This is a genomic window from Desmonostoc vinosum (assembly GCF_059505385.1).
Map to the genome: position 1 here is coordinate 1 of NZ_JCACKM010000065.1, position 24,842 is coordinate 24,842.

A 24,842-nucleotide genomic window follows, 5' to 3' on the forward strand; every position below is an offset into this window, starting at 1 on the left:
TCAATACATTTGTACTCAAATTTAGCGCTCGCCTGTGCCAGTTGCGTAAGTCCTGGCTATATAGGAATCTGACTTGATTTATGAAATTATTTGCGTAGGCAGGGAATAGGGAGTAGGTAGTGGCGTGTCAAGGCTTAAATATTGCAAAAAATCCCTTGTTGATTTACTAACTTGCCCAAAAATGATGCTAGGCGAATCAAATTTTTGCACGGTAAAACCAAGCTTTCACCTCTTTTTGTCCCTGAAACTTGCCCAAAAATGACCCTTTTAGGGAATGTCTTCATTTGAATAGTCAAGTTGAGGTTGAGTCTGAAACAACGGTAAATCAAGGTTTTTGCTACTTAGCTTTACAAAACTTTACAACGTGTCCCATTTTGCACGTATCTGGTGGCTACCCTATGCTAAGCACAATGGCTTTAGCATCTAATATAATGTTTATTAAAGCATTTTATTAAATGTGATGAATATCAGAATTAATCTCGAAAATATTCAAACGCTTACTGACTTCAAGCGTAATGCTAAAGAATATGTAGAGCGGATCAAGTTAACAAATTCCCCACTGGTGCTAACTGTTAATGGTAAAGCAGAGGTTGTGATACATGAGGCGCACGCGTTTCAGCAGATGTTAGATCGACTTCAGTATCTTGAGGAGGAGTTAAAGAAAGTCAAATTGCAAGCATTAAAACAGGAAATCAGCATTGGTATTAAACAGCTTGATAGCGGTGACTATACCGAATATGACGAAGAATCACTAGGCTCTTTATTTGAAGATATCAAAGCCAGAGGACGGCAAAAGTTAGTTGAACCAGATACGCTATGAGCCGATTTCGGATTTCGACTCAAGCAAGGCAAGATATTGAAGATATCTGGAACTATGTTGCGAAAAGTAATTTACAAGCTGCTGATAAGCTATTTGACACACTCAGAGCCAGTTTTCCTAAACTTGCCAAATTTCCACAAATGGGAAGAGAACGTTCTGAGTTAGCTCCTTCTCTGCGGAGTTTTCTGGTGAAAAGCTACTTAATTTTTTATCGTCCCATTGAGGAGGGCATTGAAATTGTGCGTATCCTTCATGGATCACAAGATATAGAAAAAATGTTTCAAAATATAAAAAATACAGACTAAGCTTTTTTGGTTAAAATTGATAATTATTTACTATAAACATGGTATTAGAAATTACTCAACAATTCATATAATTGATGTTCTGGTTTTACTGGTTGAGGTGGCTGCAAAATTTCATTTTGCTTGTTTACCGCCCTTATATCATGTTCGTCTGAAGACTTATCGTTAGGGCTGACGCGGGGACGCGGGGACACGGGGACACGGAGAAATTTTAATAATAAGTAATTACGCGAACTTGATATTACTCCCACGGTGAAGATGTCAGCAGTAATTTCCGCAGATTCTCATTATCTAAGGGTGGTGCATCAAGAAGTTCCACAAACTGCTGAAATTTTTCTTCATCTAAGATGAATAGCCGGCGGTCTAGTAAAATTATTTCTGCTTCTCGGCAAGCTGTCTCTAGCATAAAATCAGAACGACTCTTGCCGAGAACTGCTGCTGCACTATCAATTAAATCGCGTTGGGCTTGGTGTGCCCGGATATTAATTGTAATATCGCGGTTACGATTTGCAGACTCTGCTGATTGTGGTTCCATTAATTTATTTACTGTTAATTATCCACATGAATAAAGTATATAAATCATGTACATACAATATCAATACAGAGGAGCAGATTTCGGATAATAGCCTAACCTAGTAAGTCAGCACGGGGTTTAAAGGTTTCAATTTGTCGTAATTTTTCGTAAAGTTCCCGTTCTTCGTTAGTAATATTTTTAGGCGTAACTATCTGAACCTCTACTAATTGATCGCCACGTTTATTATTTTCACTGGGATAGCCTTTATTCGCTAGACGAAATCTTTGGCCAGACCTCACTCCTTGGGGGATTGTCATTTTTACTGGGCCGTCGAGAGTGGGGGCTTCTACTTGTCCGCCTAAAACAGCTTCACTGGGCGTAACTGGTATTTGACAAAGAATGTTAGTACCTTCCAATTTAAACAAAGGATGCGGTTCAACAGTAATTTTCAAGTATAAATCGCCACCACCAATCCCTTGGTTGCGTAAGCGGATAGTTTGACCTGTAACCATAGCTGGTGGCATTGTCACTTCTAGCGATCGCCCATCTTCTAAACGAATGCGTTCGTTACCACCTTGATAAGCTTTTTCTAATGGTAGAGTCAATCTAGCCTCTATATCGCGACGTGTGGGACGTGGTGGGCTTTTGGGAACGGTATACTCAACTCTACTTGTGGGAGAACGGAAAGGATCGCTAGTGGTGTTACTGGCGTTGTTGTTATCTTTACGACTGCTAACACCGATAACTTGATTAATAAAACTTTCAAAATCAGCAAACTGTCCGGGGTCTACATCCGTACTCCCGTTACGGCCGTTGGTGCGACTATCCCATTGTTTAGTTTTTGGTGTTTGTTTGCCCTTGGCAAAACCTTTTTGATTCCAGTAGCGGCTAAACTGGTCGTATTGCGATCGCTTGGCTGGATCGGAAAGGACTTCATAAGCTTCGCCAATATCTTTAAACTTTTCCTCCGCTGCTTTATTGCCTGGATTCAGATCGGGGTGATATTGTCTTGCTAAGCGCCGATAAACCTTCTTAATTTCTTCGTTGGGGGCGTCTTTAGCTACTCCCAAAATTTCGTAATAATCGCGAAAATTCTGCAAATTTTGCATAGTTGAAGTTATTTAACTTTAAATTTTAGATTCTAGATTTTGTTAATGGGTTGGTTATTATTGTGAGTTATCAATTGCCAGATTTAACCCCTAAGGATTCGTGTAAAAATAAGTTGAACAATTTAATATTTGTAGTGCGGGCATCTTGCCCGCGCGAGCAAGATGCTCGCACTACTTATTTTTACTTAACCCCTAAGTTTTCATCTATTACTAACTCAAAACTATAGGATTCCTATTTGATTTCTGCGAAGCTAGATACACATCTATCCCCTTGTTGTCTGTTCTGTGTTACCTCCATACTCAGGTTTTGGGCGAGAAATCTCGCCCCTAGCCAAGTCCTATAGCCAATCATCTTCTTCATCCCAGTTATCTTGGTAACTAGGACGAGGTGGTTTGCGTGCAGGACGGTTTTCATAGGAAGAAGAACGATCCTTACTATAATCTCTACCATAGGAGTCGCGATTGTAGTCTCTACCATAGGAATCTCTGTTGTAAGAATCGCGTTCTCGATACGTATCTCTGTAAGAATCGCGTTCTCGTTCCCGTTCTCGATCGCCGCCTGTAAAGATATCACGGATAGTACCAAACAAGTCGTCATCTTCGTCTTCAGTATAATACTGGCGAATTTCCCGATTTAGTTCAGATAAAGCATCTTGCAGGTCGGCGTAAGCTTGATCAATGCCGCGATCGTCGTTTTCTTGTAAACTTTCCTTCAATTCTCGACAAATATTGTCGATGCGTTGGCGGCGGTTACGGGCGACTTGCATTCCAAATTCCAGTGCAACTTCTCGCAGTTGTCGTTCGGCTTGTAAAATCAACGCTTCTGCACGTGTTCGTTTTTCGATGCGTTCTTTGCGTTCTCGGTCGATGTCGGCGTATTTTTGGGCATCTTGAATCATGCGGTTCACTTCTGATTCACTCAAGGTAGAAGCGCCTTGTACTGTGATACTCTGCTCTCTACCAGTGGTTCTATCTAAGGCAGTTACTTGCAAAATCCCGTTAGCATCGATATCAAACGATACTTGAACTTGTGGAATTCCCCTGGGGGCTGGCGGGATGCCGTATAATTTAAAACGTCCCAAGGACTTGTTATTTGCGGCCATTTCCCGTTCGCCCTGGACTACGTGAATTTCTACGGTGTTTTGGTTATTTTCTGACGTAGAAAAAATGTCAGAACGGCGTACTGGGATAGTTGTATTGCGGGGAATCAGTTTTTTCATCACGCCCCCGATGGTTTCTAACCCCAAAGATAGTGGTGTGACATCTAACAGCAGTACATCTTTAAGTTCGCCTGCGAGAATGCCTGCTTGAATTGCTGCCCCAACTGCTACGACTTCATCAGGGTTGACATTTTCGTTGGGTTCTATGCCAATTAAGTCACGCACTAGCTGCTTGACCATGGGGATGCGGGTACAACCACCCACTAAAACGACTTCTTCAATATCTCGCGGTGAGAGACCTGCATCTTTTAGCGCCCGTTTAACTGGGGTTCGCACTCGTCCCATCAAGTCACTGCACATGTCCTCAAATTGGGCACGAGTCAGACGCGTTTCGATGTGTTTGGGGCCGTCCTCGGTAGCGGTGATGAAAGGTAAGTTAATATCGGTGACGCTAACAGCAGAAAGGTCTATTTTGGCTTTTTCCGCAGCTTCCATTAAGCGTTGTAAAGCTTGGCGATCGCTACGTCTTAAGTCTACTCCTTCGGTTTCCAGAAATTGCTCTGCTAACCAATCGACAATTTTTTTGTCGAAATCATTACCGCCAAGTTGAGTATCACCGCTGGTGGCTTTCACTTCAAAAATGCCGTCACCAACTTCCAAAATCGATACGTCAAAAGTGCCGCCACCCAAGTCAAATACCAAAATGGTTTCGGTTTCACCTCGGTCTAAACCATAAGCCAAAGAAGCAGCAGTAGGTTCATTAAGAATCCGTAGCACCTCTAAGCCGGCAATCCTGCCAGCATCACGGGTTGCTTGCCGCTGGGAATCGTTAAAATAAGCAGGAACTGTAATCACTGCCCCTGTGACTGGTTCACCCAAGTAGCGACTGGCATCTTCTGCCAATTTCTTCAACACCATCGCGGAAATTTCTTCTGGGGCGAATTCTTTATCGAGACGGGGACAGACGGTTTTAATGTTGCCAACTTCGTCTTTGCGAATGGTATAGGGTACACGCTTGGATTCTGGATTCAGTTCGCTATATCTCCGTCCAATAAAGCGTTTAACAGCAAAAAAAGTATTCTGGGGGTTGAGAACGGTTTGCCGCTGTGCCATTTTCCCAACAACTCTTTCGCCTTCTTTGCTGAACCCAACTACAGAGGGGGTTATTCGGTCTCCTTCTGCATTGGCAATCACCACCGGCTTGCCACCCTCCATCACGGCGACTACTGAGTTGGTTGTACCCAAGTCGATGCCGACTACCTTGCCCATGCGTTACTTTTCTCCTAGTGTGTCTTATACATTTATTATTATGGGGCGGGACTACCTCTAGCTTTGTACTATCGGATGAAAACGCCTCAATGTTATAGTAATCATCATTAAGGCCAAAAATAAGGTAGCTGAAGTTTGAGGAGTTAGTTGCAAGTCTAGGATAACATTGACGATGCTTGATATGCTTGGGCAGCCTTAGCTCTTGTGTTCTAGTCACTTCACTTCATCTAAACATAGGCTTTAAAGAATGTTTGCTTGGCTTTTCCTCTATACATAAATAAAGACTATATCGGGGACATTTTAAAAGTTTGAATTTAAAAGAGCGATTACAAACTCACCTTCAGGCGATCGCGCGAGAACGCGATCCTTACATGGCGACAGCTGGACACTTTTTTGTTCAAGAATACATCCGCCAGGAGTTCTCTCAATGGGGAAGTGTGGAAATCCACACCTTTTCGGTGGGGGGGAAAGTTTGTCAGAATCTCATCTTAAATTTACCTGCTCAAGCTAAACGGCAAAAAAAGGATTTACCGCTAGTTTTAATTGCTGCCCATTACGATGCTGTACCAGGAACGTTAGGGGCTGATGATAATGCCACAGGTGTAGCAGTATTACTAGAATTAGCCAGAAAATTCGCTGCCCAACCTCCAAGATACCCCCTGCGACTGATTGCTTTTGATATGGAAGAATACGGTTTATTGGGTAGCGCTGAGTATGTAAGTCTGTTGCGTCAACAACAACAACCGCTACGCTTGATGCTGTCTTTAGAAATGCTGGGTTATTGTAATTCTCTGCCTGGTTCTCAAGTTTACCCACCTCCTCTAGAACGTTTTTATCCCAATTGTGGCGATTTTATTGCTTTGATTGGCAATTTGCGGACGATTTGGGACTTAATTAATATGAGTCGTAGTATTCGTAAGGTTGGTGTTTCAAGTCAATGGCTACCAGTGCCGAATCGAGGTTTGATGATTCGCCAAACTAGACAAAGCGATCATGCGCCTTTTTGGGATGCAGGTTATCCAGCTATTATGGTGACGGATACAGCATTCTTACGAAATCCTAATTATCACAAACCGAGCGATACGATCGCAACTTTGGATTTGGATTTTCTTACAGGTGTTTGTGAGGGTTTGGAATTGGGGATTAGAGGATTATAAGAATTTTTTTCACGCACAGACGCAGAGAGTTACAAGAGACTCTTATCTTTTCCCCACTCTCTACTCCCAACTCCCCACTCCCTTATTTTGGCGCGATCGCATACTTGGAGTTAAGCTAATTAAATCATCAATATTACGCTTCATTGTGTTGCAAATTGCATCTAGGGGTAAGTCATTGGCATCGTAACCAAAGGGATTTTCTATCTCTAGACCAATTGCTTCAATTCCAAATAAGGTAAAACCAACTAAAGCCGCAATTAAACCTGTCCACCAACCAAGACTCTCGACTATTTGAAATGGTAATAAAAAACAATATAGTAATAGTAGTTGTTTCAGATGAATGCCGTATGCTAAAGGCATCGGTGTTTTTAAAATGCGCTCGCAAGCACCTAAGTTATCTACGAGATTATTTAATAATTCTTGCATAGCTGTCAATTGATAACTATTGATCTGATTACGACTGTACTCTCGCTGTAAGTAATCTCCTATCCAAAAAGCTACTTCGATAGGAGGATTATTCATGATTTTTAATTTGATAAATTCTTCAGTAGATGGCATCAAGTTTTCTAATTCTTGGTTGACAGCTTCTCCTCGCAAATGTAATTTAGTTGCTACGGCAAACGCTACTAATAAATATAATGCTCTAATTTTATGTTCTTTGTCGCTGGAGGAGGTTTCATCTATTGATACCCAAATTTGTCGTGCTAGATTACGGACATTATTTACAATAGAACCCCAACATTTTCGACCTTCCCAAAATCTTTCGTAAGCGGTATTTGTACGAAATACTAATAATAAACCTAAAACTATACTAGGAATAACACTACCTAAAATAGGTTGAGATACTGGTAATTTTAAATAATACAATCCAGAAATTAAAAAACCAAAAAAACCACACCATAAAACACGCTGATAAATCGATGCTAACACAGAACCTTTAAGCTGTAGAGTTGTTTGCAACCATTGATTTTTTTCAACCATCATGCGTTTACCTCAAAAGAGTAATTTAGTCAATAAAAACGTTAAATGTATAAGAATTCAAAATTATCGCTCCAGAGAAAATACACAGGTTTTATAGAGTTTTTTAATTGAGTGTATATGTGCGATCGCTATCTTAAAACATCGCTACAGTATTTGAGTATATTCCCTAACGACATTAAATAAAAGCACAGGTAAAAATTAATTGGTGTTAGAAACCTGTTACTACTCCAGATACCTTTAGGCATTCTGGAGTTTCTTTTTGGGAAAACACTCAAGCAGTGCTAAGGCAACTTTGAAATAAATTATCCAGTTTTACCGAATCAAAACCACTTTCTCTCCCCCTGCCCCTACCTTAAAAGCGATGGGATATTTATTTGGAAGTCTCTAAGTGATAGATTGTTATTCTTAGGCAAGCCTGTAACGAATCATAAAATATCGCTCTTGTAATTGAGTGTATATCCTGATGACGTAAGATTATCTTCTAAGGAAAATTAATTTAGGTAAATGCATATGTTTCCTGACTCCAGGCTTGTCATAGACTAGTTCTGGAGTTTTTTGATTGTTCAGAGTTCACTGTGCGATCGCATTGTCATCCTCTTGTGTGATGAAGCTTTTTCTCTCCCTTGACTGATTAATTTCTGTTACAGAATTAACATAATTAGTATTTATGGAATATTGGAGAGGAAAATCCGTGACTGAAGCATTCCAAAAGGGTGACAAGGTAAAGTGGAATACGGCGCAAGGTGAAACTACTGGTGAAGTAGAAAAAAAATTGACTTCTCCAACGGAGATTAAAGGACATCATGTTGCGGCTGCAAAAGATAATCCCCAGTATTTAGTTAAAAGTGATAAAACTGGCAAAACAGCAGCTCATAAACCTGATGCTCTGAAAAAGATTGAGGAGTAATGTAGGATTATGAGTAAAAATGTTAAATCAGTAATCGATGAGTTTAATTCCTCAATTAACATGACACCCAAAGATTTAGAATCTTGGTTGCAAACTGAGGAATCTCAGTCTGTCGGACAAAAAGAAAATGACGAAGAATCAATAGGTCATAAATCCGGTAAGCGCATCATCGATTTGTTGCAAAAGAAAAAAGATGACTATACAGATGATGATTTATCGCATATGAAAAAAGTCGTCAGCTATATTCATCGTCACTCGGCACAGCAGCCTCAAGGTGAGATTGAACATACACGCTGGCGCTATTCGTTAATGAATTGGGGATATGACCCACTCAAAGCTAAGAGTTAGAATACTCAGGATTGCTGAGTATTCTAACTCTTAGCTGAAATCATTAATTTTGAGAGGCTGCTAGAACCCCGAATTTTTCAAAAATTCGGGGTTCTGATCATCGCTAATCACTATTAGTATGTGCAATTTAGCCAAACCAATGAGACGGTTCACAATCAGGTTGAAACGTTTCACAAAGATGATGACTAATCCAATCTGACTTTTGTTTAACAATTGCGTAGATACCTTGATGAATCAAGTTTTGTAAATGCATTTGCTGTTCTAAAGGTTGGCGGGGAAATTTGTAGTATGGTAAATTTTCTTTTTCAGCTTCAGCCAATGAAATTTGTCCTTCAGATACGGCGCTATAAAAGCAAGGAATGCGGTTGAGAACAAAGGCAACTAACTCTTGACGTAAATCAGGGATTGCAAAGGCTTGCTGATAAGGATGGTATGGATATGTATCCAAAACGCTTTCAATCTCTCCTATCACTGATTGCTGTGTTAAATTTACTACGGTCTTCATGACTTTTAAACTCCTTTTTTAATCCAGTCCATACTAGGAAAAGTCAACAAATTTTCTTGGTGGCAACTTCGTCATGACAATCAGTTAGAAGTGATTTAACTGATAGATGCTCCGACCTGAACTTAACTTTTTATCTTGGTAAAATATCAGACATTTGGTTTGGCTGATTTTAGTTAAACTTTATACTGTTTAACAAGGTAATTTCTTAAAACAGTACTCAAGAGACTTGTAAGCTACCATTAATTTGTCTTTATAATGTCAATTATTTCAAATTTCCAATTTTTTGGGCAAAAACTACATAAAACGCAGCATAAATTTATAGGGATCAAGATTAATCCTTAGACAAGTATATTAATTTTTTTATCTTTTCCATAACAAGGGATACTTTAAAGATAAGTTTTACAACCTAAATAGGGCTTTTCTATACTGATCAATCAGTCGAATGACAGATAAAATACTTAAGCAAAAACATTGAAAACATTCGCATCATTGAGAGTTAAACGGTACAATTGATTGTTAATTTTTTCAGCAGTAGCTAATCCGGAAAGTATTGCGCTTTCTACAAGATTGCCACCACACCAATCACCACAGCAAATTAAAGGTGGGGAAGTTTCGACAGACAAAAAACTTGCGTGCCAGGGACGACTAGGAAAGGCATAACGCCAACGATGTACTTGCATCCAATCGGGAGTATTCAGCCAAGGAAGGTTTAAAGATGCGGCTGCACGTTGCAACAGATACTGTCCAACTGGTTGTAAATCTGGAGATTCTAGGTGATTTTGGGCAAAATCAGCGCTGCTTTGCACTACAAAATGTGGCTGCTGAGGATTGGGACGCTTACTGCTATCTAAACCAATCCATGCGAGATCAGTATGATCTATAAAATTTAGAGCTTTCCATTTTGGTAGTGGCTTTGATGTGGGAGGATAGCCTGCAATCGCACTAATGCAAGGATAGAATTCTACAGAGCGCAGGTTATGCAAAAACGCTTGCTCTAATAGATGTTCGCCTAGAGGTGCTAGCAGCGTAAAAGCTTGCGGTGCAGGAATAGCAATAACTAAAGCCTTGGCAATTAATTCTTCATTACTAGATTCGAGGGTGAGACGCCAATTGTTTTCGGGAGTCAGGGCAATTTCAATGACACGCTGATTCAGTAATATTTCTAGCCCTGGGGCGAGAAATTTGGCGATCGTATTCATGCCCATAGGAGCAACATAACGGGGTGCTGAGTCCCTAATGCTGATTTCTGAGTTGGGCTGGAGTTGATAAACTGTATCTGTCCAGACTTCAAGGATATGGCGATCGCATAACAAATCTACAAAACGTTTAAACAATTCACCCTTTGGTTTGAGATCACAAGCTCCATGATCGGCCCAAGTTCCCTGCAAACGGCGCGTAGCAACTCTTCCTCCCAAACCCCTAGATTTTTCCACAACCAGCACTGAATATCCAGCTTGACTTAACTGCTGGGCACAAACTAAACCAGCCATTCCGGCACCGATTACCGCTATATCAGTCATTAGTCGTTAGTCAATTGGTCATTAGTCAATGGTCAATGGTTTTTGGTTATGAGTCAATGGTTTTTGGTTGGCGACTAGCAGACAAATGACAAAGGACAATTGACAATTGATCACTGACAAATGACAAACAACAAATGATTGCTAAAAGCTAATAGTAGAATAAGGTACAGAAAAGCAGCACGGAAGGGAGGAAGGGAAAATTGGATGAGATGAGGGCGGCTCTAGAGCTAGCAACCGATGAAGAATTGCAAGACTTAACCGCAATTCTATTTAGTCGTAAGTTCAATCCTCTAGACTATGTTCACACACCTGAACCCATCGAAATACAAAGCCAAGACCGTAAAGCTTGGTTAGATGCACTAGAGGCTCGCTTTCGCTTTTTAGCGGCAGATGGCATGACAGTCCTACGGGGACGCACAGAACAAGTAACTTACCGACAAGCGCTAATTCAGGTATGTAAGTATCTGAAAATTCCCTATTCTAATCAGTTGGCAACTGTTGATTTGGAATCTGAGGTATTTTTGCATCTGTTAGGGCAGGTGTGGAAAAAGTTGCCTGAAAAGGAAAAACAAAAATTGACTGTGCGGATACAGCATCAGTTGGTGAAATCAGAACTCAAGGAACCGCTACCACTTTTATTACAACGTGACCCTCTGGGTTTACTTTTCAAAGGAGGTAGTGCCCTAGCTGTGAGTTCTGTGATTAAGCCATTTGTACTTACACAAATTGCTCAGCAATTTGCTATACATTTTGCTACCTATGAACTAGCTAAACAAACAGCGGTTCAAGGCTCACAAGTAGCTACAGCACAATTTCAAAACTATGTAGCTATGCAAATGGCTCGCCGGGGTATGACTATGAGTGCAGCTCGTTATGGGGCTGTTCGTAGTATGTTCGCTGTGATTGGGCCAGTAATGTGGGCTTGGTTTTTTGCCGATTTAGGATGGAGAGCGATCGCCACTAACTATGGTCGAATCATCCCTACCATCTTTGCTTTAGCTCAAATTCGTCTCACTCGTACTGAATGTTGGGAGCTAGCTTGAGCAGAGCTTTTCACTATTCCAATCCTCGTTGGCAATCCTCTTGGAAATATTCTCTATTGGGAATATTAATCTTCCCGTTGAGTCCGTTTTTAGGGGCTGTGGCGATAGTTTTGGTATTATTAGTAACCTGGCTACAACAATACCGGACAATTATCCGCCGCCCCCTCAATTGGGGATTTGCTCTTTTGGGTGTGTTGCTGATTATTACTGCTGGGTTTGCCTATGATAAAACAGCAGCCTATCTTGGCTTGTTCAATTTTTTACCATTCTTTTTAGTTTTTGCTACCTTTAGCAACCTCATTCAAACACCCACTCAATTGCGACAAATGGCTTGGACTTTGGTAATGGGTTCCTTGCCAGTGGTGATGATGGGCTTGGGGCAGTTATTTTTAGGCTGGAATTTCAAATTGCAAGTTTTGTGGATTGTCTTTGATTGGGCGATCGCCCCTGGAGGAGAACCACCAGGCCGCATGGCCTCTATTTTCATGCACGCTAATACCTTTGCTGGCTACTTGGTAATAGTTTTTATCCTGGGTTTAGGATTGTGGTTAGAACAATGGCGATTGGCACTCAAGAGTCAAAAGTCAAAAGTCAAAAGTCAAGAGTTTTTAATCTCTCCCCAGTCCCCATTACCCCTAATCCCCACTCCCTCCGGGAGCAGGGGCCCCGAGTTCCCTAGTCCCCAATCCCCAATCCCCTTCCTCTTCCTCACCATAGCCGTGATTGCCGATTTCACTGCCTTGATTTTTACCAACTCACGTAATGGATGGGCGATCGCAATTTTTGCTTGTTTAGCTTATGCACTCTATCAAGGTTGGCGCATTCTTGTGGGTGGTGTTGGGGCAATTATTACTAGTGTTCTGTTGGCAGCTTTTGCTCCTGTGCCAATTGCTCAATTTTTTCGTCAAATTGTTCCTGCTTTCTTTTGGGCACGCTTAAATGACGAAATGTATCCAGATAGACCAGTTGCTTTGATGCGAAAAACTCAGTGGCAGTTTGCCTGGTCTTTAACACAGCAGCATCCTTGGACGGGTTGGGGCTTACGCAGTTTTAGCGAACTCTATAAAGCACAAATGCAGACTCCTTTAGGGCATCCCCACAACTTGTTTTTAATGCTATTTGCTGAAACTGGTTTTCCCAGTACTATTTTGTTTTGCGCCTTGCTTGGTTGGATCTTGTTTGCAGGTATGCAACTACTACGAATGCCAACATATCTAGATGCACAAGATAAATTAATATTTTTTAGTTACCTGATGGTTTTTGTCGGGTGGTTACTATTTAATACAGTAGATGTCTCTCTATTCGATTTTCGTTTGAATACACTCTTTTGGTTGCTTTTAGCAGCCATCTGTGGAGTCACATATCACTGTCAGCCCCTGCGGGAAATTCAAAATAAATAAATTTCTGTGGCTCATATCCTTTCGTTTTTTAGTCACCAATCAGTGTATGTACTGGAGACGTTTATTATTTTAAGTTAATAATATTACTATATTCACGTCTGTGACTGTGAGTGTGACTAACCTTAAATTAGTCACTGTTGCTGATTGTTGGGAAGGTGTAGGGACAACCCTTTGGGGTTTTCCTGCATGACGGGCATCTACAAGAGATGCCCTTTTGTATTTTTAGCTAAAAAATAAGAAAGGCGATCGCCTTGGGTGTTTAAACTAACTGAAATTTCCCCATACATTTGTACTAAAGTTGCCCTAAATCTTTGCGCCGCATGCAATACAGCGATCATAGTTTTTGATACGTAGCCATGTATAAGGCGGACATCTAGATGGCATAATTGCCGGATGATTTACTTCATGCAGAGTTGCCTCAGGTGCAGAGAGGGGATTTAACAAATTACTCTGATGCACTCAACCAGGTTTCTAAATCCGCGATCGCCTGAAAATCTAACAATGCTTCACCAAGGTTTTCTAATTGTTCTATGGAGAGAGTTTCAATTTGCGATTGCACCTGTTGGGGTAATTCTCCCACGCGGCGAGTCAGCAGTCGGAGAATGAGCGATCGCGCCTCTGCTTGCCGTCCGCGTTGTTCTCCTTCTTGTCGTCCTCGTTGTTCTCCTATTTGTTCGCCTTCTTTGAGAATTTCTTGATAAATTACTGACTCGCGCATCATACCCTCCCGAAATAATTGTTGAATCAAGTTCTTTTTGTATTTTAATCCCGCTAAGATTTGGGTATAGGCGGAAATTTGCGAGCGTTGTTCTGGCTGTATTTGATTGACTCGTTGCACAACTTGCTGCAATAAAGCTTGGGGTTGCGTGGTTGCTGCTAAGGGTGCTAAGGGTAACAAAGCCTCATTGTTAAGGAACAGTTGGGGATTTTCCTCCCACATGCAAATCACACGATATTCGTGACGGGTGGTTTCAACACTAAAGGCAGTTTCGATTACTGTTCCTGTTGCAGGAGGAAGCAATAAGACAACAACTTGGGTGATTGGCAGACGATACAACCGATACAACCTCACCCAATAATCGAGCATCCGCAAGGGTAGCAGTGGTGTAGATTCGAGTTGGGTTTGAAATTCTAGATGGAGAATACGTCCTTCTAGTTGTAGGAATGTAACGTAATCAGCACGTATCGGTTCAATACTCAATTCAGTTTTGAGGACTGTAACGCTTTTTTGGGGTGTTCCTAATACCCAACTAGCAAAGGTTGTGGGATGTTTTTCCGAAAGGAGCTTGCACAAATTATCAAAGGACATTTTTGATACACAAAAATCTCATCAGGTTTTGTTATTATCTCCTGCATGGTGGACAAATTGCCTACATTTGTTTTGTTCTCTTGCTTAGACGCTGACTGTGCGGGGTATATAAAGAACAAGTTACTCTAATGCACTCAACCAGGTTTCTAAATCCGCGATCGCTTGAAGATTATAGTGAGATAATTACAAACGAAAATGCTTCTATAGGACATCTACCTTTTTTCGGTTTTTTTGAACAGGCCTGGCGGGTTAAAGTATTAGGTGTTTGGGAATGGCATAGTGCGATCGCAACTGCTTCTTGGTGGCGATTGTGCGTAGCCTTATTTTCTCGCCTGGAAAGTTGTCAAGTTAAAGGGAGCAGGGGGAAGGTTATATATAGATCTCCCCCCTATCCAATTCCCCATTCCCAATTACGAATTACGCGCTTCGTAGTGTTAGCGTTAGCGTAGCGTAAAGCCTGCGGCATAGCTTCGCTTAAAGCGAGTCATCGAGCGTCGGTACGAGCGTCAGCGTAAAGCCTACGGCATAGCTTTGCTTAGAGCGACACAGGAGCGCCGCGTCATTACGAATTACGAATTAATATGCAGCAATCTCATCTCGATAATACAGCCGTGTTTGAGCAGCTATGGAGTATTACACAGGAACTCCGACAGAAGTTAGAAGCGCGTTTTGAGTTACATCTAAACCCTACTGTTCAAGAGTTACAAGCATACAGCAGTCTTGATGGTAATACCAAGGGATCGCTAACAACTTGTTCAGGAGAAGAAATTGAGTGGTTGGTTCATTTGTGGACAAGGAACCCAGAAAGATCGTTTAGCACCATGCGTCTCACTACTTGGTTGAAGTCGCATATTCAAGTTCCCCATTTGGCGTTTGAGTTCGGTACACTGCCAAATATTTTCTTCTATATAGATTACATTCCCCGGACTGAACTGTTAACCAATCTAGAATATCTTCACCGCTATTATGAGCCAGTTAACCAAACTTTCTTGAATTTACAGGCTGACTCTCGTCTCAAAGTATTTACTAGTAAAAGTGTATATATTCGCACATTTCAATCACCTGTAAGTTTGTGCTACACAGGTGCGGCTACTGTTGATACTCTGGAACTAACTCGCACACTTGTCCACGAAACGCTAGACCGTTGGCTAAGTTGGGTAGATGCAGCTGATCCCGTACCCGAAGATGCACGGGAAGCTTTGGCTACTCGTGATTTGTGGCTACGCCGTACTAGTGCTGAAAGTGACCCAGGTAATCGGGTTGCAGCACAGATGTTTGGGGCACAAACAACGGATAAAGTAGTGCGATCGCTATGGGGTGGTTAGTGGGGAGTATGACAGAAAACATAGACGGTATAAATTCATTCCGAGCCTTGGCACTGCAAGTAACTTGTTATGCAGTCAATCAAGCACGCGATCGCCAAGAGGCCCGTTTGCTCATGCAAAACTCTCTCAACCGTTTAGCACAGCAAATTGCTGCTAGTATCGCTTTCATCGGTCATGACTGCCGTCTAATTGTACTGCCTGAGTATTTCCTGACAGGTTTCCCCATGGGGGAGTCTTTAGCGACATGGGCAGAAAAAGCTTGTTTGGAAATGGCTGGGTCTGAATATGATTCACTCAGCAAAATTGCCCAAAAGCATCGTATATTTTTAGCTGGTAATGCTTACGAACTTGATCCCAACTTTCCAGGATTGTACTTTCAAAGTTGCTTTGTAATTGACCCTTCTGGCTCAATTGTCTTGCGGTATCGGCGGCTAAATTCTATGTTTGCCCCGACACCCCATGATGTTTGGGATAAGTACCTCGATTGTTATGGATTGGCAGGTGTTTTTCCCGTTGCTAAAACTGAAATTGGTAATTTGGCAGCTTTGGCATCAGAAGAAATTTTGTATCCAGAGGTGGCGCGGTGTTTGACAATGCGCGGGGCAGAAATTTTCTTGCACTCCACCTCAGAAGTTTATAGTAAAAACCTCACACCCAAAGACGCCGCAAAAATTACTCGTGCCGTAGAAAATATGGCTTATATAGTATCTGCTAATACCGCAGGTATCGCAAATATCCCCATCCCCCTCGCCTCTGCCGACGGTGGTTCTAAAATTATTGACCATCGAGGGATAGTCTTAGCAGAGACAGTTACAGGCGAGAGTATGGCAGCTTTCGCAGAGATTGACCTAGCAGCCTTACGCCGCGATCGCCAAAGACCTGGGTTAAATAATTTACTTTCACGCCAACGCTTTGAACTATATGCCCAAAGTTACCAAAACTCACACTTCTACCCAGCTAATACTATGCTGAATAAAGAAGTAGACCGCCAACACTTCCTGCAAACACAGCAAGCCACTATTGAGCGTTTAGCGAATCTGGGGGTGATTTAATGACAAGTTGCGAGTATGTGGAGATGTGGTTCGACTTCTGGTGTCACAGACGCTACGCGTAGCTTGCTTCCCCAAAGGGGTACGCGGTAGTTGAATCTCGACTTCGCTCGATTACCGCGTAGCCGAAACTCACCAACCGGGCATCGGTGAGAGAAGTTTTCTCCGTGTCGCCGCGTCCCCATTCCCTATTCTCCATAACAAATGACCGAACCAATGGAAGTCCGCAACCCAAGGACAGGAAAATTAGACTACGTAATTATACCACCACCTTCAAGGTTGTTGGCACAGCAGTGTAGCCGTACAAGACGAGCGCAAGTACGTTGGCAGCAGCTTGGGTTAGAGGGGAGAATTGAAGCTTTACAGCAGTGGAAGCAAGCTATATTATTAGGGCGCGATCGCTTAACAGAGGCTTTGGTAAATGATACAGGTAGATTATCAATCTCCATACTAGAAATCGATTCTTTTCTCTCCAGTATTGATCGCTGGTGTGGGTTAGCACCAGATTTACTACAAGAATCAGCAAGAAACACATCTATCCCATTTATCGCCCTGCAACAAACATCAGTTCCCTATCCTTTGGTGGGAGTCATCAGTCCTTGGAATTTTCCACTGTTGCTATCTACAATTGATACCATTCCGGCATTGCTGGCGGGTTGTGCGGTGATTGTTAAACCAAGTGAAATTACTCCCCGTTTCGTAGCACCGTTAATTACAGCGCTTAATGCTGTGCCCAAATTGCGCGATGTATTAACTTTTGTTGAGGGAGCGGGTGAAACTGGAGCGACTTTGATTGAATATGTAGATTTAGTCTGCTTTACAGGTAGTGTAGCTACGGGACGGAAAGTGGCTGAGGTTGCTGCTAGGCGATTTATTCCAGCTTTTTTAGAATTAGGAGGAAAAGACGCTGCGATCGTTTTAGAATCAGCCAATTTAGAACTAGCAACATCAGCAATTTTGTGGGGTTCAGTCGTCAATACAGGACAATCATGCCTGTCAATTGAGCGAATTTACGTTGCTGATGCCATTTTTGAGCAATTCTATCACCAACTGATAACTAAAGCTTCTCGCCTTCAGCTAGCATATCCCACCGTTGACAGTGGAGAAATTGGCCCCATCATTGCTGAAAAACAAGCAGCAATTATTAATGATCATCTTCAAGATGCAATATTTAAAGGTGCAGTAATTCACTGCGGTGGTAAAGTTGAAGAATTAGGTGGCGGTTGGTGGTGTCGTCCCACAGTTCTCACTCAAGTAGATCATTCAATGAAAGTGATGACAGAAGAGACATTTGGCCCCATCATGCCGGTGATGTCCTTTGCCACAACAGAGGAAGCAGTGTATTTAGCAAATGACTCAATGTATGGACTAAGCGCGGCTGTATTTGCTGAGTCAGAAACAGAAGCTTTAGCAGTAGCCCAACAAATAGATGCAGGTGCTATTAGTATTAATGATGCTGCACTCACCGCCATCATGCACGAAGGAGAGAAAAACGCTTTTAAATTCTCCGGCATAGGAGGTTCACGTATGGGTGCAGCAGCTTTGAAAAGATTCACGCGCAAAAAAGCCTTTTTAATTAAAACGAACCCCGCCAATGACCCTTGGTGGTTTGATAATTCGTAATTCGTAATTCGTAATTATTTATTCTCCGCGTCCCCGCGTCCCCGCGTCTCCCTCATCTCCCTCATCTCCCTCATCTCCCCCCACTCCCCACTCCCCACTCCCCACTCCCTGCCTACACAAACAAGTACAAATATCAAAGCAAATTTACTCTCAAGGAGTTTGATTATGTCTAATATTCGAGAAGAAATGCCCATACTTGTTCGTCATGAAGGTGACTGGACGGGTACATATACAATTGTTGACACAGCAGGAAAAGTTATTGATAGATATGAGTCTCATTTAACCTGTCAATTTCCAGAAAATAGTTCTCATTCCTACTACCAAATTAACCGATATAAATGGTCTGATGGCAAACGGGAAGAATATGAATTTCCAGGAATTTATAAAGATAAAGCACTTTGGTTTGATACAGACCGCATTGACGGAAAAGCCTGGGAAACAGGCAACTCTACCATTATTTTATGGTTCACTTATAAGACGGCTCCAGAAATGGAATTATATGAAATGATCCAAATTAGTGCTGACAATAATCATCGTGCCCGCACTTGGCATTGGTTTAAAAATCAGCAAATCTATCAACGTACCCTCATTCAAGAAGAAAGATTAAGATAAGACAAACAAAGTACAAATATGGCAAAAGGCGACAAAATTAACTTCTCTACACCCAGCGGTTTTCCAGAATTTCTGCCTAGCGAAAAGCGGTTGGAATTATATTTACTCGATACCATTCGGAGAGTTTTTGAAAGCTATGGGTTTACACCAATTGAAACACCCGCAGTAGAACGTTTAGAAGTGCTACAAGCTAAAGGTAATCAAGGTGATAATATCATTTATGGTATTGTTCCTATCCTGCCACCCAATCGACAAGCCGAAAGAGATAAAGCAGGCGAAACAGGTTCAGAAGCAAGAGCATTAAAGTTTGACCAAACGGTTCCTTTAGCGGCATATATTGCCCGCCATTTAAATGAATTAACCTTTCCCTTTGCCCGCTATCAAATGGATGTAGTTTTTCGTGGTGAACGGGCAAAAGATGGACGTTTTCGTCAGTTCCGTCAGTGTGATATTGATGTTGTTGCGCGTCGTGAACTTAGCTTACTCTATGATGCCCAAATGCCTGCAATTATCACTGAAATATTTGAGGCGATTAATATCGGTGATTTTCGGATTCGCATTAATAATCGCAAAATTCTTACAGGTTTCTTTAAGTCATTGGGAATTGCGGAAAATCAGATTAAAACCTGTATTGGTATTATCGATGCTTTAGAAAAAATTGGTGAGAATAAAGTCAAACAAGAATTAGAGAAAGAAGGTATTTTAGTAGATCAAGCTCAAAAGATTATTGAGTTTATTAAAATTGATGGCGGAGTTGATGAGGTATTAGGTAAATTGAAACATCTCGCCCAAAATCTACCAGAGGCAGAGCAATTTATTTTAGGAGTGGCTGAACTAGAAACTGTAATTAGAGGCGTGCGTAATCTCGGAGTTGCTGAAAATCGCTTTTGTATTGATTTAGCGATCGCTCGTGGCTTAGATTACTATACAGGCACAGTTTATGAAACCACTTTATTAGGACATGATGCCCTGGGTAGTATTTGTTCTGGGGGCAGATACGAAGAATTAGTAGGAACATTTTTAGGCGAAAAAATGCCCGGTGTAGGGATTTCTATCGGCTTAACTCGCTTAATTAGTCGCTTATTAAAAGCTGGTATTTTAAATACATTAGCTGCAACACCAGCTCAGGTGATGGTTGTGAATATGCAAGATGAGTTGATGCCTACTTATTTAAAAGTTTCTCAAAATTTGCGTCAGGCTGGAATTAATGTTGTGACTAATTTTGAGAAGCGTCCTTTAGGTAAACAATTTCAGTTAGCTGATAAACAAGGAATTAAATTCTGCGTCATTATTGGTTCGGAAGAAGCAGCAGCAAAAAAATCCTCGCTCAAAGATTTGCAAACAGGTGAGCAGGTAGAAGTGCCACTAGAAAACTTGGCAGAGGAAGTTAAACGAAGACTTGCGTAAAGGGTGCATTAATTAGTAGGGCAATCTATTCCGAATCGTTCAGAAATTCGATTACTACCTTCGCTACTTCTTCAGGTATTTGATTCATCATGCAAATTGTTCCTTTGGCAAATTCAACGACTTTGCCATGAGGAATTGCTTGAGAAAGAAAATAGCGATCGCTAGCTTTTGCTAAACTCAGTTTTTCAAATTCTTTGACATCATCAATTCCCCAGATAATGAGAGTTGGACACTCAATGGAACGAAATCTTTCTGGTGCATCTAGACAGTAATTGCCTACAGCCCAAACTGCATACAAAGGATGACCAAAACATTTTAAATCATCTAAAACCCAACGGTGATTTAATTCGGCTGAACCTACGTATCGAGAACGGGCTAACCATCTTTCCATCAGGTGAGAGCCATCTTCTTTAATTTTAAAACCTTCATCAAATCTTCTGAATAGCTCTGTTTGTCCTCCTTCACCAAAACCAGCTACGTTACCTAAAATAATTTTGGTGACGCGCTCGCTATAAGTTGCTGCTACTTCTCCAGCGACAAAAGCACCTGTGTGGTTTCCCAGAATGCTTGTTTTTTCTATACCTAATTCATCTAAAAGAGCGATCACTGTTTTCGCGTAGTCGGCAATTGTATACATTCTGGGTGGTTGATCCGAATCACCAAATCCCATCAAATCCATTGCTATGACTCGTCTGTGTTGACCAAGGATAGGCATGAGTTCGCGATATTCATCACTACTGCGGGGGTTCATGTGCAGTAAAAGTATGGGTTCACCCTCGCCACCGATGCGATAAAGAATCTGTCCATCTTCTGTGTCTAAAAAAGCTCGTTTAATCTTTGGTAGTTGAGTATTCATGATTTTGCACAATTACTTACTGGTTTTCCAGAAAATCAGTCACTACTTTTAATACTTCTTCTGGCATTTGATTGATCATCCAAAGGGTTCCGCCTTCGATTTCAACCCTTTGGCTATCAGAAATTACTTCCCTGAGCCAAAGTTGATTTTCAGCTTTGGCTAAACCAACTTTTTCTAATGGTTCTAACCCCTTTTCCCCTGACAAAATCAAAGTAGGGCACTTAATCAAACGAAATCTTTCTGGGGCAGAAAGACAGTAGTTTGCCACAGCCAAACCGGGATATACAGGAGAGTTAAAAGTTTTTAAATCATCCAAAACACAACGGTGATTTAACTCCCCTGTGCCGACATAACTGACACGAGCTAACCATCTTTCCATCAGGTGAGAGCCATCTTCTTTTACTTGAAACCCTTGAGAATATCTCTTTAAAATATTGTCTGTTTCTTTTTTATCAAATCCATATACATTGCAGAGAATGAGTTTTTCAACTCTTTGGGGGTAAGTTGCTGCCATTTCTCCTGCAATATAACCCCCTGTAACACTACCAAAAATGCTTGTCTTTTTTATGCCTAATTCGTCCAACAGCGCGATCGCACTTTTAGCATAGTCTGCAACTGAATAAACTCTAGGGGGCCTGTCAGAATCGCCTAACCCCATCAAATCCATTGCAATTACTAATTTTTTGGTAGCCAAAATAGGCATCAATTCTCGAAATTCGTCACTACTGCGAGGAGTCATGTGCAGTAAAAGTATGGGTTCACCTTCTCCACCTATACGGTAAAGAATTTGTCCATCCTCTGTGTCTAAAAAAGCTCTGTTGATACGTTGGCTCATTTTTTTAACTAATTCCGTGGGTTTAAGTCTCTCGGTTCTATAACCGCCAAGTTTTGTGTTGGGGTCTGTCGTGCAAACGAGGGGTCATAAGCTAATCTGCCTTTAACTTGCATAATCCTTTGCCTCAGAAAGACGCAAAGAGAAGTTGCGTGCGGGGGTTCCCCCCGTTGAGCAAACTTCGGAGGACGCGCTTAAGGGGAGACGCGGGGATGCAATTTGAATGATTATTAGCTTATCCTCTATTCGCCAGCTGTATCATTGTGGGTGGGGCGGTTGACTCCCCTGCCTGCCCTGCCCCTTGCCCCCTGCCCCAGACACTCCGATCTGCGGTTTAAATAAACTCCACTAGGAACACCAAGTATCTGTCCGCGATCGTAAATTCTCCTCCCCCGCAAAAAGGTAGTTTTGACTCGTCCAGTTAACTCCACTCCTTCAAAGGGTGTGTAACCTTGTTGTGACTCCGACTCAGCAGCACGTACTACAAAAGTTTCACTGGGATCTAACAACACCAAATCAGCATCATAGCCAATGGCAATGTCACCTTTTTCTAATAAACCAAAACGCCGTGATGGGTTCCAAGATAGTAGCCTAGCCATGTGATCATAAGACATTCCCCGCTTGCTACCTTCACTAAATACGCCAGAAAGCAAATATTCTGTACCACCAAAACCAGACTTTGCTAACCAAATATTATTCGGATCTTTTGCACTGATTTTTTGTTCAGCAGAACAGCAAGCATGGTCACTAACTATCCAATCTACTTGATGGTTAAGTACTGCTCGCCATAAATATTCCACATCTGCACGGGGACGGATAGGGGGATTGACTTTTGCCCAAGTTCTAGTGGGAGTATCGACATCTAATAGCAGATGTCCGACAGTAACCTCACGCCGAAAGTTGATATGAGGAAAAGCAGTTTGCATTGTCAAAGCTGCTTCCATTGCCTTAGCCGAACTCAAATGCAATAAATTGATGTTTGCACAGTTCGTTTCATGTGCCAAATAAGAAGCAATGCATATCGCTAACCCTTCGGAATGAGGGGGACGTGCTGCACTATAAGCGCGTAGTCCGCTCAAACTAGAATCATTTTCAACTATTTTAGTGTAAGCGTTGAGAATTTCTGCAACTTCACAGTGTAAACTCAAGCTGATAGTATCTCGCGCTTCTGGATGTTCTGTTATCAAGCGAGTTAAACCACGCATGATAAATTCAAAATGGGCAAAGTCGTAGCGTTCCTCTTTATTAATCATCAAAAAGAGGTTTTGTTGATCTGACAAACCATGTAACCCATAGCCACCATAAAACATGAAAATCTTAAACGAACATACACCATATTCCTCAAACAGTAGAGGTATTTCATCGATATGTTGGCTGGCAATAGGTGCAATGTGATAACTGTAATCAACAAAGAAATTCCCTGCGGATAATGCTAATACCTCTGGGAAAAAATCTTGGTAGGAGCCGCCTTTGTTGAGATAATACTGTCCTGTGCGGATGTAGTTGAGGCTAGTTGTCACGCCTCCCATTGCGGCTGCTTTGGTTTCGGTAACTGCATCTTGTGGTAAGGGTTGATAGATACCAATGTGCATGTGAGCATCCACAACCCCAGGAAAGCCTAGTAAATTTTGGGCATCAAATACCTCTTTGCCTTGATCTGGGCTAATATTAGGAGCAATTTGAGCAAATTTCCCATCTTTAATTCCTAAATCAAGTAGTTCAACAGTATCGTGATGGGGACGAACTACCCGCACATTTTTGATAATTTTATCTAATATGGGAGTTTCAGGCATAGCAGACCTCACACTAAAATGAATATAAGCAATTTATGGTTTAGTAAAGGTTCGCGTAAAATAGTAGCATTTTTAAACGCACCAGGTAGCAAAGGAAACCGCAGAAGGACGCAGAGTTTGTTTTGTTGAATCATTTATTTTTAGAAGAGAAGATCATGGAAACTTTTAATGAGTATCATATCAACCCAAAAGAATTTACTTTTCTCAACATTTTTCAAGATCACTGGCAAGTGATTAGAGATGAGTTTACACACTTTATTAAGTATGCATCTGCTGAGGAGTTAAAGTTTGCTTATGATGTTCTTGGCCCTAAAAGTAAAACGATTAAAACCAAAGGTGATTCAAAATACAGTGCTTTTGGGATTTTATTTCAAGGCTTGTTTATTGAAGAATACATTCGGGTGCATCAAATACAGTATCCTGATTATGGGCTAGATGAGACATCAAAAAAAGCACTGGTATTAAGAGAAAAATATTTCTCAAATTTGGCTCAGGTTATAGAACAAGTAAATTTGGACAATAATATCATCAGAAATGTGTATTTTGGTACATTTCATCCAGGCTTGGATATTAAGTTGCATGTTAACTATAACCCTCATATGAATCGTGGTTATCTAGGATTGATTGTGCCAGAGGGGGATGTGGCTATGAAAATATGTCATGAGCAGCTTTATTGGGATGAAGGGCAGTTTATGGTTTTAGATCATAGCTATCCACATTGCCCACATAATTACACAAATTACGATAGAACTGTCTTGGTTGTAGACTTTTTTAAACCGGATCTGCCTAGAGAGGAAGTGATCCGCTTTGAACAAGAGCAAGTCACACAACGGATGCAAGATAATCCTTATAGTTTAGGTGTTTTTGGCAAGAGTGATCAAGCTAAAGTAGAGGATTTTATTAAGTATGGTTTAGCTCATCAATTAGAGTGGGATAAAGCTTTGTAATAGGGAGTGGGAAATTGGGAGCTTGTACTGAGCGGAGTCGTTAGCGTCTCCGAC

Annotated in this window: 25 protein-coding genes; 14 read left to right on the plus strand and 11 right to left on the minus strand. The window is 41.5% G+C overall.

The genetic code is table 11. The features are described from left to right. The first annotated feature begins 460 nt into the window (after positions 1–460). Together AC5JMF_RS11410 and AC5JMF_RS11415 are read left to right on the plus strand one after the other, a co-directional pair. Entirely contained in the window at positions 461–820 is a 360-nt protein-coding gene (locus AC5JMF_RS11410) for a type II toxin-antitoxin system Phd/YefM family antitoxin (protein ID WP_495795826.1), read from the plus strand. Beyond that, positions 817–1,125, plus strand: coding sequence for a type II toxin-antitoxin system RelE/ParE family toxin (locus tag AC5JMF_RS11415; RefSeq protein ID WP_495795827.1), 309 nt, complete (start codon positions 817–819; stop codon positions 1,123–1,125). Before AC5JMF_RS11410 ends, AC5JMF_RS11415 begins: the two co-directional genes overlap by 4 nt. 238 nt (positions 1,126–1,363) lie before the next feature. Here AC5JMF_RS11415 and AC5JMF_RS11420 read toward each other — a convergent pair whose 3' ends face one another. From AC5JMF_RS11420 to dnaK, 3 genes are all read right to left on the minus strand, one after another. Next, positions 1,364–1,657 (minus strand): type II toxin-antitoxin system TacA family antitoxin, encoded by a 294-nt coding sequence (locus AC5JMF_RS11420; protein ID WP_495795828.1) that lies wholly within the window; start codon positions 1,655–1,657, stop codon positions 1,364–1,366. Positions 1,658–1,749: 92 nt separating this feature from the next. Further along, positions 1,750–2,745: a DnaJ C-terminal domain-containing protein gene (locus AC5JMF_RS11425; RefSeq protein WP_495795829.1), complete on the minus strand. Its 996-nt coding sequence runs from the start codon at positions 2,743–2,745 to the stop codon at positions 1,750–1,752. Between the two features lie 338 nt (positions 2,746–3,083). Beyond that, positions 3,084–5,174: a molecular chaperone DnaK gene (gene dnaK, locus AC5JMF_RS11430; protein WP_495795830.1), complete on the minus strand. Its 2,091-nt coding sequence runs from the start codon at positions 5,172–5,174 to the stop codon at positions 3,084–3,086. Between the two features lie 308 nt (positions 5,175–5,482). On the opposite strand from dnaK, the gene AC5JMF_RS11435 reads away from it, so the two are divergent. Beyond that, the gene (locus AC5JMF_RS11435) at positions 5,483–6,331 is read left to right on the plus strand and encodes a M28 family peptidase (protein ID WP_495795831.1); all 849 of its coding nucleotides are present in this window, start codon (positions 5,483–5,485) and stop codon (positions 6,329–6,331) included. Between the two features lie 60 nt (positions 6,332–6,391). Here the strand turns inward: AC5JMF_RS11435 and AC5JMF_RS11440 are convergent, their stop codons facing one another. After that, positions 6,392–7,315, minus strand: coding sequence for a bestrophin family protein (locus AC5JMF_RS11440; protein ID WP_495795832.1), 924 nt, complete (start codon positions 7,313–7,315; stop codon positions 6,392–6,394). Between the two features lie 688 nt (positions 7,316–8,003). Here AC5JMF_RS11440 and AC5JMF_RS11445 point away from each other — a divergent pair. After that, on the plus strand, positions 8,004–8,219 hold the full coding sequence (locus tag AC5JMF_RS11445) for a hypervirulence associated TUDOR domain-containing protein (protein ID WP_495795833.1): 216 nt from the start codon (positions 8,004–8,006) through the stop codon (positions 8,217–8,219). Positions 8,220–8,228: 9 nt separating this feature from the next. Further along, positions 8,229–8,567 carry a DUF3140 domain-containing protein gene (locus AC5JMF_RS11450; RefSeq protein ID WP_495795834.1) on the plus strand — a complete coding sequence of 113 codons (339 nt, stop codon included), beginning with the start codon at positions 8,229–8,231 and terminating at the stop codon, positions 8,565–8,567. A gap of 127 nt (positions 8,568–8,694) precedes the next feature. On the opposite strand, the gene AC5JMF_RS11455 is transcribed toward AC5JMF_RS11450, so the two are convergent. Together AC5JMF_RS11455 and AC5JMF_RS11460 are read right to left on the minus strand one after the other, a co-directional pair. After that, positions 8,695–9,072: a hypothetical protein gene (locus tag AC5JMF_RS11455; RefSeq protein ID WP_495795835.1), complete on the minus strand. Its 378-nt coding sequence runs from the start codon at positions 9,070–9,072 to the stop codon at positions 8,695–8,697. Positions 9,073–9,530: 458 nt separating this feature from the next. Further along, on the minus strand, positions 9,531–10,592 hold the full coding sequence (locus AC5JMF_RS11460) for an NAD(P)/FAD-dependent oxidoreductase (RefSeq protein ID WP_495795836.1): 1,062 nt from the start codon (positions 10,590–10,592) through the stop codon (positions 9,531–9,533). Between the two features lie 200 nt (positions 10,593–10,792). Between AC5JMF_RS11460 and AC5JMF_RS11465 the strand changes: the two genes are divergently transcribed. Together AC5JMF_RS11465 and AC5JMF_RS11470 are read left to right on the plus strand one after the other, a co-directional pair. Further along, the gene (locus tag AC5JMF_RS11465) at positions 10,793–11,635 is read left to right on the plus strand and encodes a YaaW family protein (RefSeq protein ID WP_495795837.1); all 843 of its coding nucleotides are present in this window, start codon (positions 10,793–10,795) and stop codon (positions 11,633–11,635) included. After that, the gene (locus AC5JMF_RS11470; protein WP_495795838.1) at positions 11,617–13,035 is read left to right on the plus strand and encodes an O-antigen ligase family protein; all 1,419 of its coding nucleotides are present in this window, start codon (positions 11,617–11,619) and stop codon (positions 13,033–13,035) included. The genes AC5JMF_RS11465 and AC5JMF_RS11470 overlap by 19 nt, the downstream gene beginning before the upstream one ends. Positions 13,036–13,480: 445 nt before the next feature. On the opposite strand, the gene AC5JMF_RS11475 is transcribed toward AC5JMF_RS11470, so the two are convergent. Beyond that, positions 13,481–14,344, minus strand: coding sequence for an Rpn family recombination-promoting nuclease/putative transposase (locus tag AC5JMF_RS11475; RefSeq protein WP_495795839.1), 864 nt, complete (start codon positions 14,342–14,344; stop codon positions 13,481–13,483). 128 nt (positions 14,345–14,472) lie between these two features. On the opposite strand from AC5JMF_RS11475, the gene AC5JMF_RS11480 reads away from it, so the two are divergent. The 3 genes from AC5JMF_RS11480 to AC5JMF_RS11490 all read left to right on the plus strand — a co-directional run bounded on the left by AC5JMF_RS11480 (position 14,473) and on the right by AC5JMF_RS11490 (position 16,721). After that, complete coding sequence (locus AC5JMF_RS11480) at positions 14,473–14,793, plus strand: hypothetical protein (protein WP_495795840.1); 321 nt, start codon at positions 14,473–14,475, stop codon at positions 14,791–14,793. A gap of 132 nt (positions 14,794–14,925) precedes the next feature. Beyond that, positions 14,926–15,669 (plus strand): red chlorophyll catabolite reductase, encoded by a 744-nt coding sequence (locus tag AC5JMF_RS11485; RefSeq protein WP_495795841.1) that lies wholly within the window; start codon positions 14,926–14,928, stop codon positions 15,667–15,669. Positions 15,670–15,677: 8 nt separating this feature from the next. After that, the gene (locus AC5JMF_RS11490) at positions 15,678–16,721 is read left to right on the plus strand and encodes a nitrilase-related carbon-nitrogen hydrolase (protein WP_495795842.1); all 1,044 of its coding nucleotides are present in this window, start codon (positions 15,678–15,680) and stop codon (positions 16,719–16,721) included. Here AC5JMF_RS11490 and AC5JMF_RS11495 read toward each other — a convergent pair. Beyond that, entirely contained in the window at positions 16,718–16,903 is a 186-nt protein-coding gene (locus tag AC5JMF_RS11495; RefSeq protein ID WP_495795843.1) for a hypothetical protein, read from the minus strand. The two genes, AC5JMF_RS11490 and AC5JMF_RS11495, sit on opposite strands and share 4 nt — an antisense overlap. Positions 16,904–16,922: 19 nt before the next feature. Between AC5JMF_RS11495 and AC5JMF_RS11500 the strand changes: the two genes are divergently transcribed. The 3 genes from AC5JMF_RS11500 to hisS all read left to right on the plus strand — a co-directional run bounded on the left by AC5JMF_RS11500 (position 16,923) and on the right by hisS (position 20,360). Then, positions 16,923–18,341, plus strand: coding sequence for an aldehyde dehydrogenase family protein (locus tag AC5JMF_RS11500; protein WP_495795844.1), 1,419 nt, complete (start codon positions 16,923–16,925; stop codon positions 18,339–18,341). Positions 18,342–18,506: 165 nt separating this feature from the next. Next, positions 18,507–18,953, plus strand: a complete 447-nt coding sequence (locus AC5JMF_RS11505; protein ID WP_495795845.1) for a DUF3598 family protein — start codon at positions 18,507–18,509, stop codon at positions 18,951–18,953. Between the two features lie 18 nt (positions 18,954–18,971). Next, the gene (hisS, locus tag AC5JMF_RS11510) at positions 18,972–20,360 is read left to right on the plus strand and encodes a histidine--tRNA ligase (protein ID WP_495795846.1); all 1,389 of its coding nucleotides are present in this window, start codon (positions 18,972–18,974) and stop codon (positions 20,358–20,360) included. Between the two features lie 25 nt (positions 20,361–20,385). On the opposite strand, the gene AC5JMF_RS11515 is transcribed toward hisS, so the two are convergent. The 3 genes from AC5JMF_RS11515 to AC5JMF_RS11525 all read right to left on the minus strand — a co-directional run bounded on the left by AC5JMF_RS11515 (position 20,386) and on the right by AC5JMF_RS11525 (position 23,841). After that, positions 20,386–21,216, minus strand: a complete 831-nt coding sequence (locus tag AC5JMF_RS11515; protein ID WP_495795847.1) for an alpha/beta fold hydrolase — start codon at positions 21,214–21,216, stop codon at positions 20,386–20,388. 16 nt (positions 21,217–21,232) lie between these two features. Further along, positions 21,233–22,051, minus strand: coding sequence for an alpha/beta fold hydrolase (locus tag AC5JMF_RS11520; RefSeq protein WP_495795848.1), 819 nt, complete (start codon positions 22,049–22,051; stop codon positions 21,233–21,235). 239 nt (positions 22,052–22,290) lie between these two features. Further along, positions 22,291–23,841 (minus strand): amidohydrolase family protein, encoded by a 1,551-nt coding sequence (locus AC5JMF_RS11525; protein WP_495795849.1) that lies wholly within the window; start codon positions 23,839–23,841, stop codon positions 22,291–22,293. A 155-nt stretch (positions 23,842–23,996) separates the two neighbouring features. On the opposite strand from AC5JMF_RS11525, the gene AC5JMF_RS11530 reads away from it, so the two are divergent. Further along, entirely contained in the window at positions 23,997–24,788 is a 792-nt protein-coding gene (locus tag AC5JMF_RS11530) for an aspartyl/asparaginyl beta-hydroxylase domain-containing protein (RefSeq protein WP_495795850.1), read from the plus strand. The last annotated feature ends 54 nt before the right edge of the window (positions 24,789–24,842 follow it).

Coding starts and splice junctions, on each gene's coding strand:
- AC5JMF_RS11500 (WP_495795844.1), top strand. CDS start 16,923: ATGACCGAACCAATGGAAGTCCGCAACCCAAGGACAGGAAAATTAGAC.
- AC5JMF_RS11415 (WP_495795827.1), top strand. CDS start 817: ATGAGCCGATTTCGGATTTCGACTCAAGCAAGGCAAGATATTGAAGAT.
- AC5JMF_RS11470 (WP_495795838.1), top strand. CDS start 11,617: ATGTTGGGAGCTAGCTTGAGCAGAGCTTTTCACTATTCCAATCCTCGT.
- AC5JMF_RS11525 (WP_495795849.1), bottom strand. CDS start 23,841: ATGCCTGAAACTCCCATATTAGATAAAATTATCAAAAATGTGCGGGTA.
- AC5JMF_RS11460 (WP_495795836.1), bottom strand. CDS start 10,592: ATGACTGATATAGCGGTAATCGGTGCCGGAATGGCTGGTTTAGTTTGT.
- hisS (WP_495795846.1), top strand. CDS start 18,972: ATGGCAAAAGGCGACAAAATTAACTTCTCTACACCCAGCGGTTTTCCA.
- AC5JMF_RS11505 (WP_495795845.1), top strand. CDS start 18,507: ATGTCTAATATTCGAGAAGAAATGCCCATACTTGTTCGTCATGAAGGT.
- AC5JMF_RS11425 (WP_495795829.1), bottom strand. CDS start 2,745: ATGCAAAATTTGCAGAATTTTCGCGATTATTACGAAATTTTGGGAGTA.
- AC5JMF_RS11530 (WP_495795850.1), top strand. CDS start 23,997: ATGGAAACTTTTAATGAGTATCATATCAACCCAAAAGAATTTACTTTT.
- AC5JMF_RS11485 (WP_495795841.1), top strand. CDS start 14,926: ATGCAGCAATCTCATCTCGATAATACAGCCGTGTTTGAGCAGCTATGG.
- AC5JMF_RS11520 (WP_495795848.1), bottom strand. CDS start 22,051: ATGAGCCAACGTATCAACAGAGCTTTTTTAGACACAGAGGATGGACAA.
- AC5JMF_RS11475 (WP_495795839.1), bottom strand. CDS start 14,344: ATGTCCTTTGATAATTTGTGCAAGCTCCTTTCGGAAAAACATCCCACA.
- AC5JMF_RS11480 (WP_495795840.1), top strand. CDS start 14,473: ATGCACTCAACCAGGTTTCTAAATCCGCGATCGCTTGAAGATTATAGT.
- dnaK (WP_495795830.1), bottom strand. CDS start 5,174: ATGGGCAAGGTAGTCGGCATCGACTTGGGTACAACCAACTCAGTAGTC.
- AC5JMF_RS11455 (WP_495795835.1), bottom strand. CDS start 9,072: ATGAAGACCGTAGTAAATTTAACACAGCAATCAGTGATAGGAGAGATT.
- AC5JMF_RS11490 (WP_495795842.1), top strand. CDS start 15,678: ATGACAGAAAACATAGACGGTATAAATTCATTCCGAGCCTTGGCACTG.
- AC5JMF_RS11410 (WP_495795826.1), top strand. CDS start 461: ATGAATATCAGAATTAATCTCGAAAATATTCAAACGCTTACTGACTTC.
- AC5JMF_RS11420 (WP_495795828.1), bottom strand. CDS start 1,657: ATGGAACCACAATCAGCAGAGTCTGCAAATCGTAACCGCGATATTACA.
- AC5JMF_RS11515 (WP_495795847.1), bottom strand. CDS start 21,216: ATGAATACTCAACTACCAAAGATTAAACGAGCTTTTTTAGACACAGAA.
- AC5JMF_RS11440 (WP_495795832.1), bottom strand. CDS start 7,315: ATGATGGTTGAAAAAAATCAATGGTTGCAAACAACTCTACAGCTTAAA.
- AC5JMF_RS11450 (WP_495795834.1), top strand. CDS start 8,229: ATGAGTAAAAATGTTAAATCAGTAATCGATGAGTTTAATTCCTCAATT.
- AC5JMF_RS11495 (WP_495795843.1), bottom strand. CDS start 16,903: ATGGGGACGCGGCGACACGGAGAAAACTTCTCTCACCGATGCCCGGTT.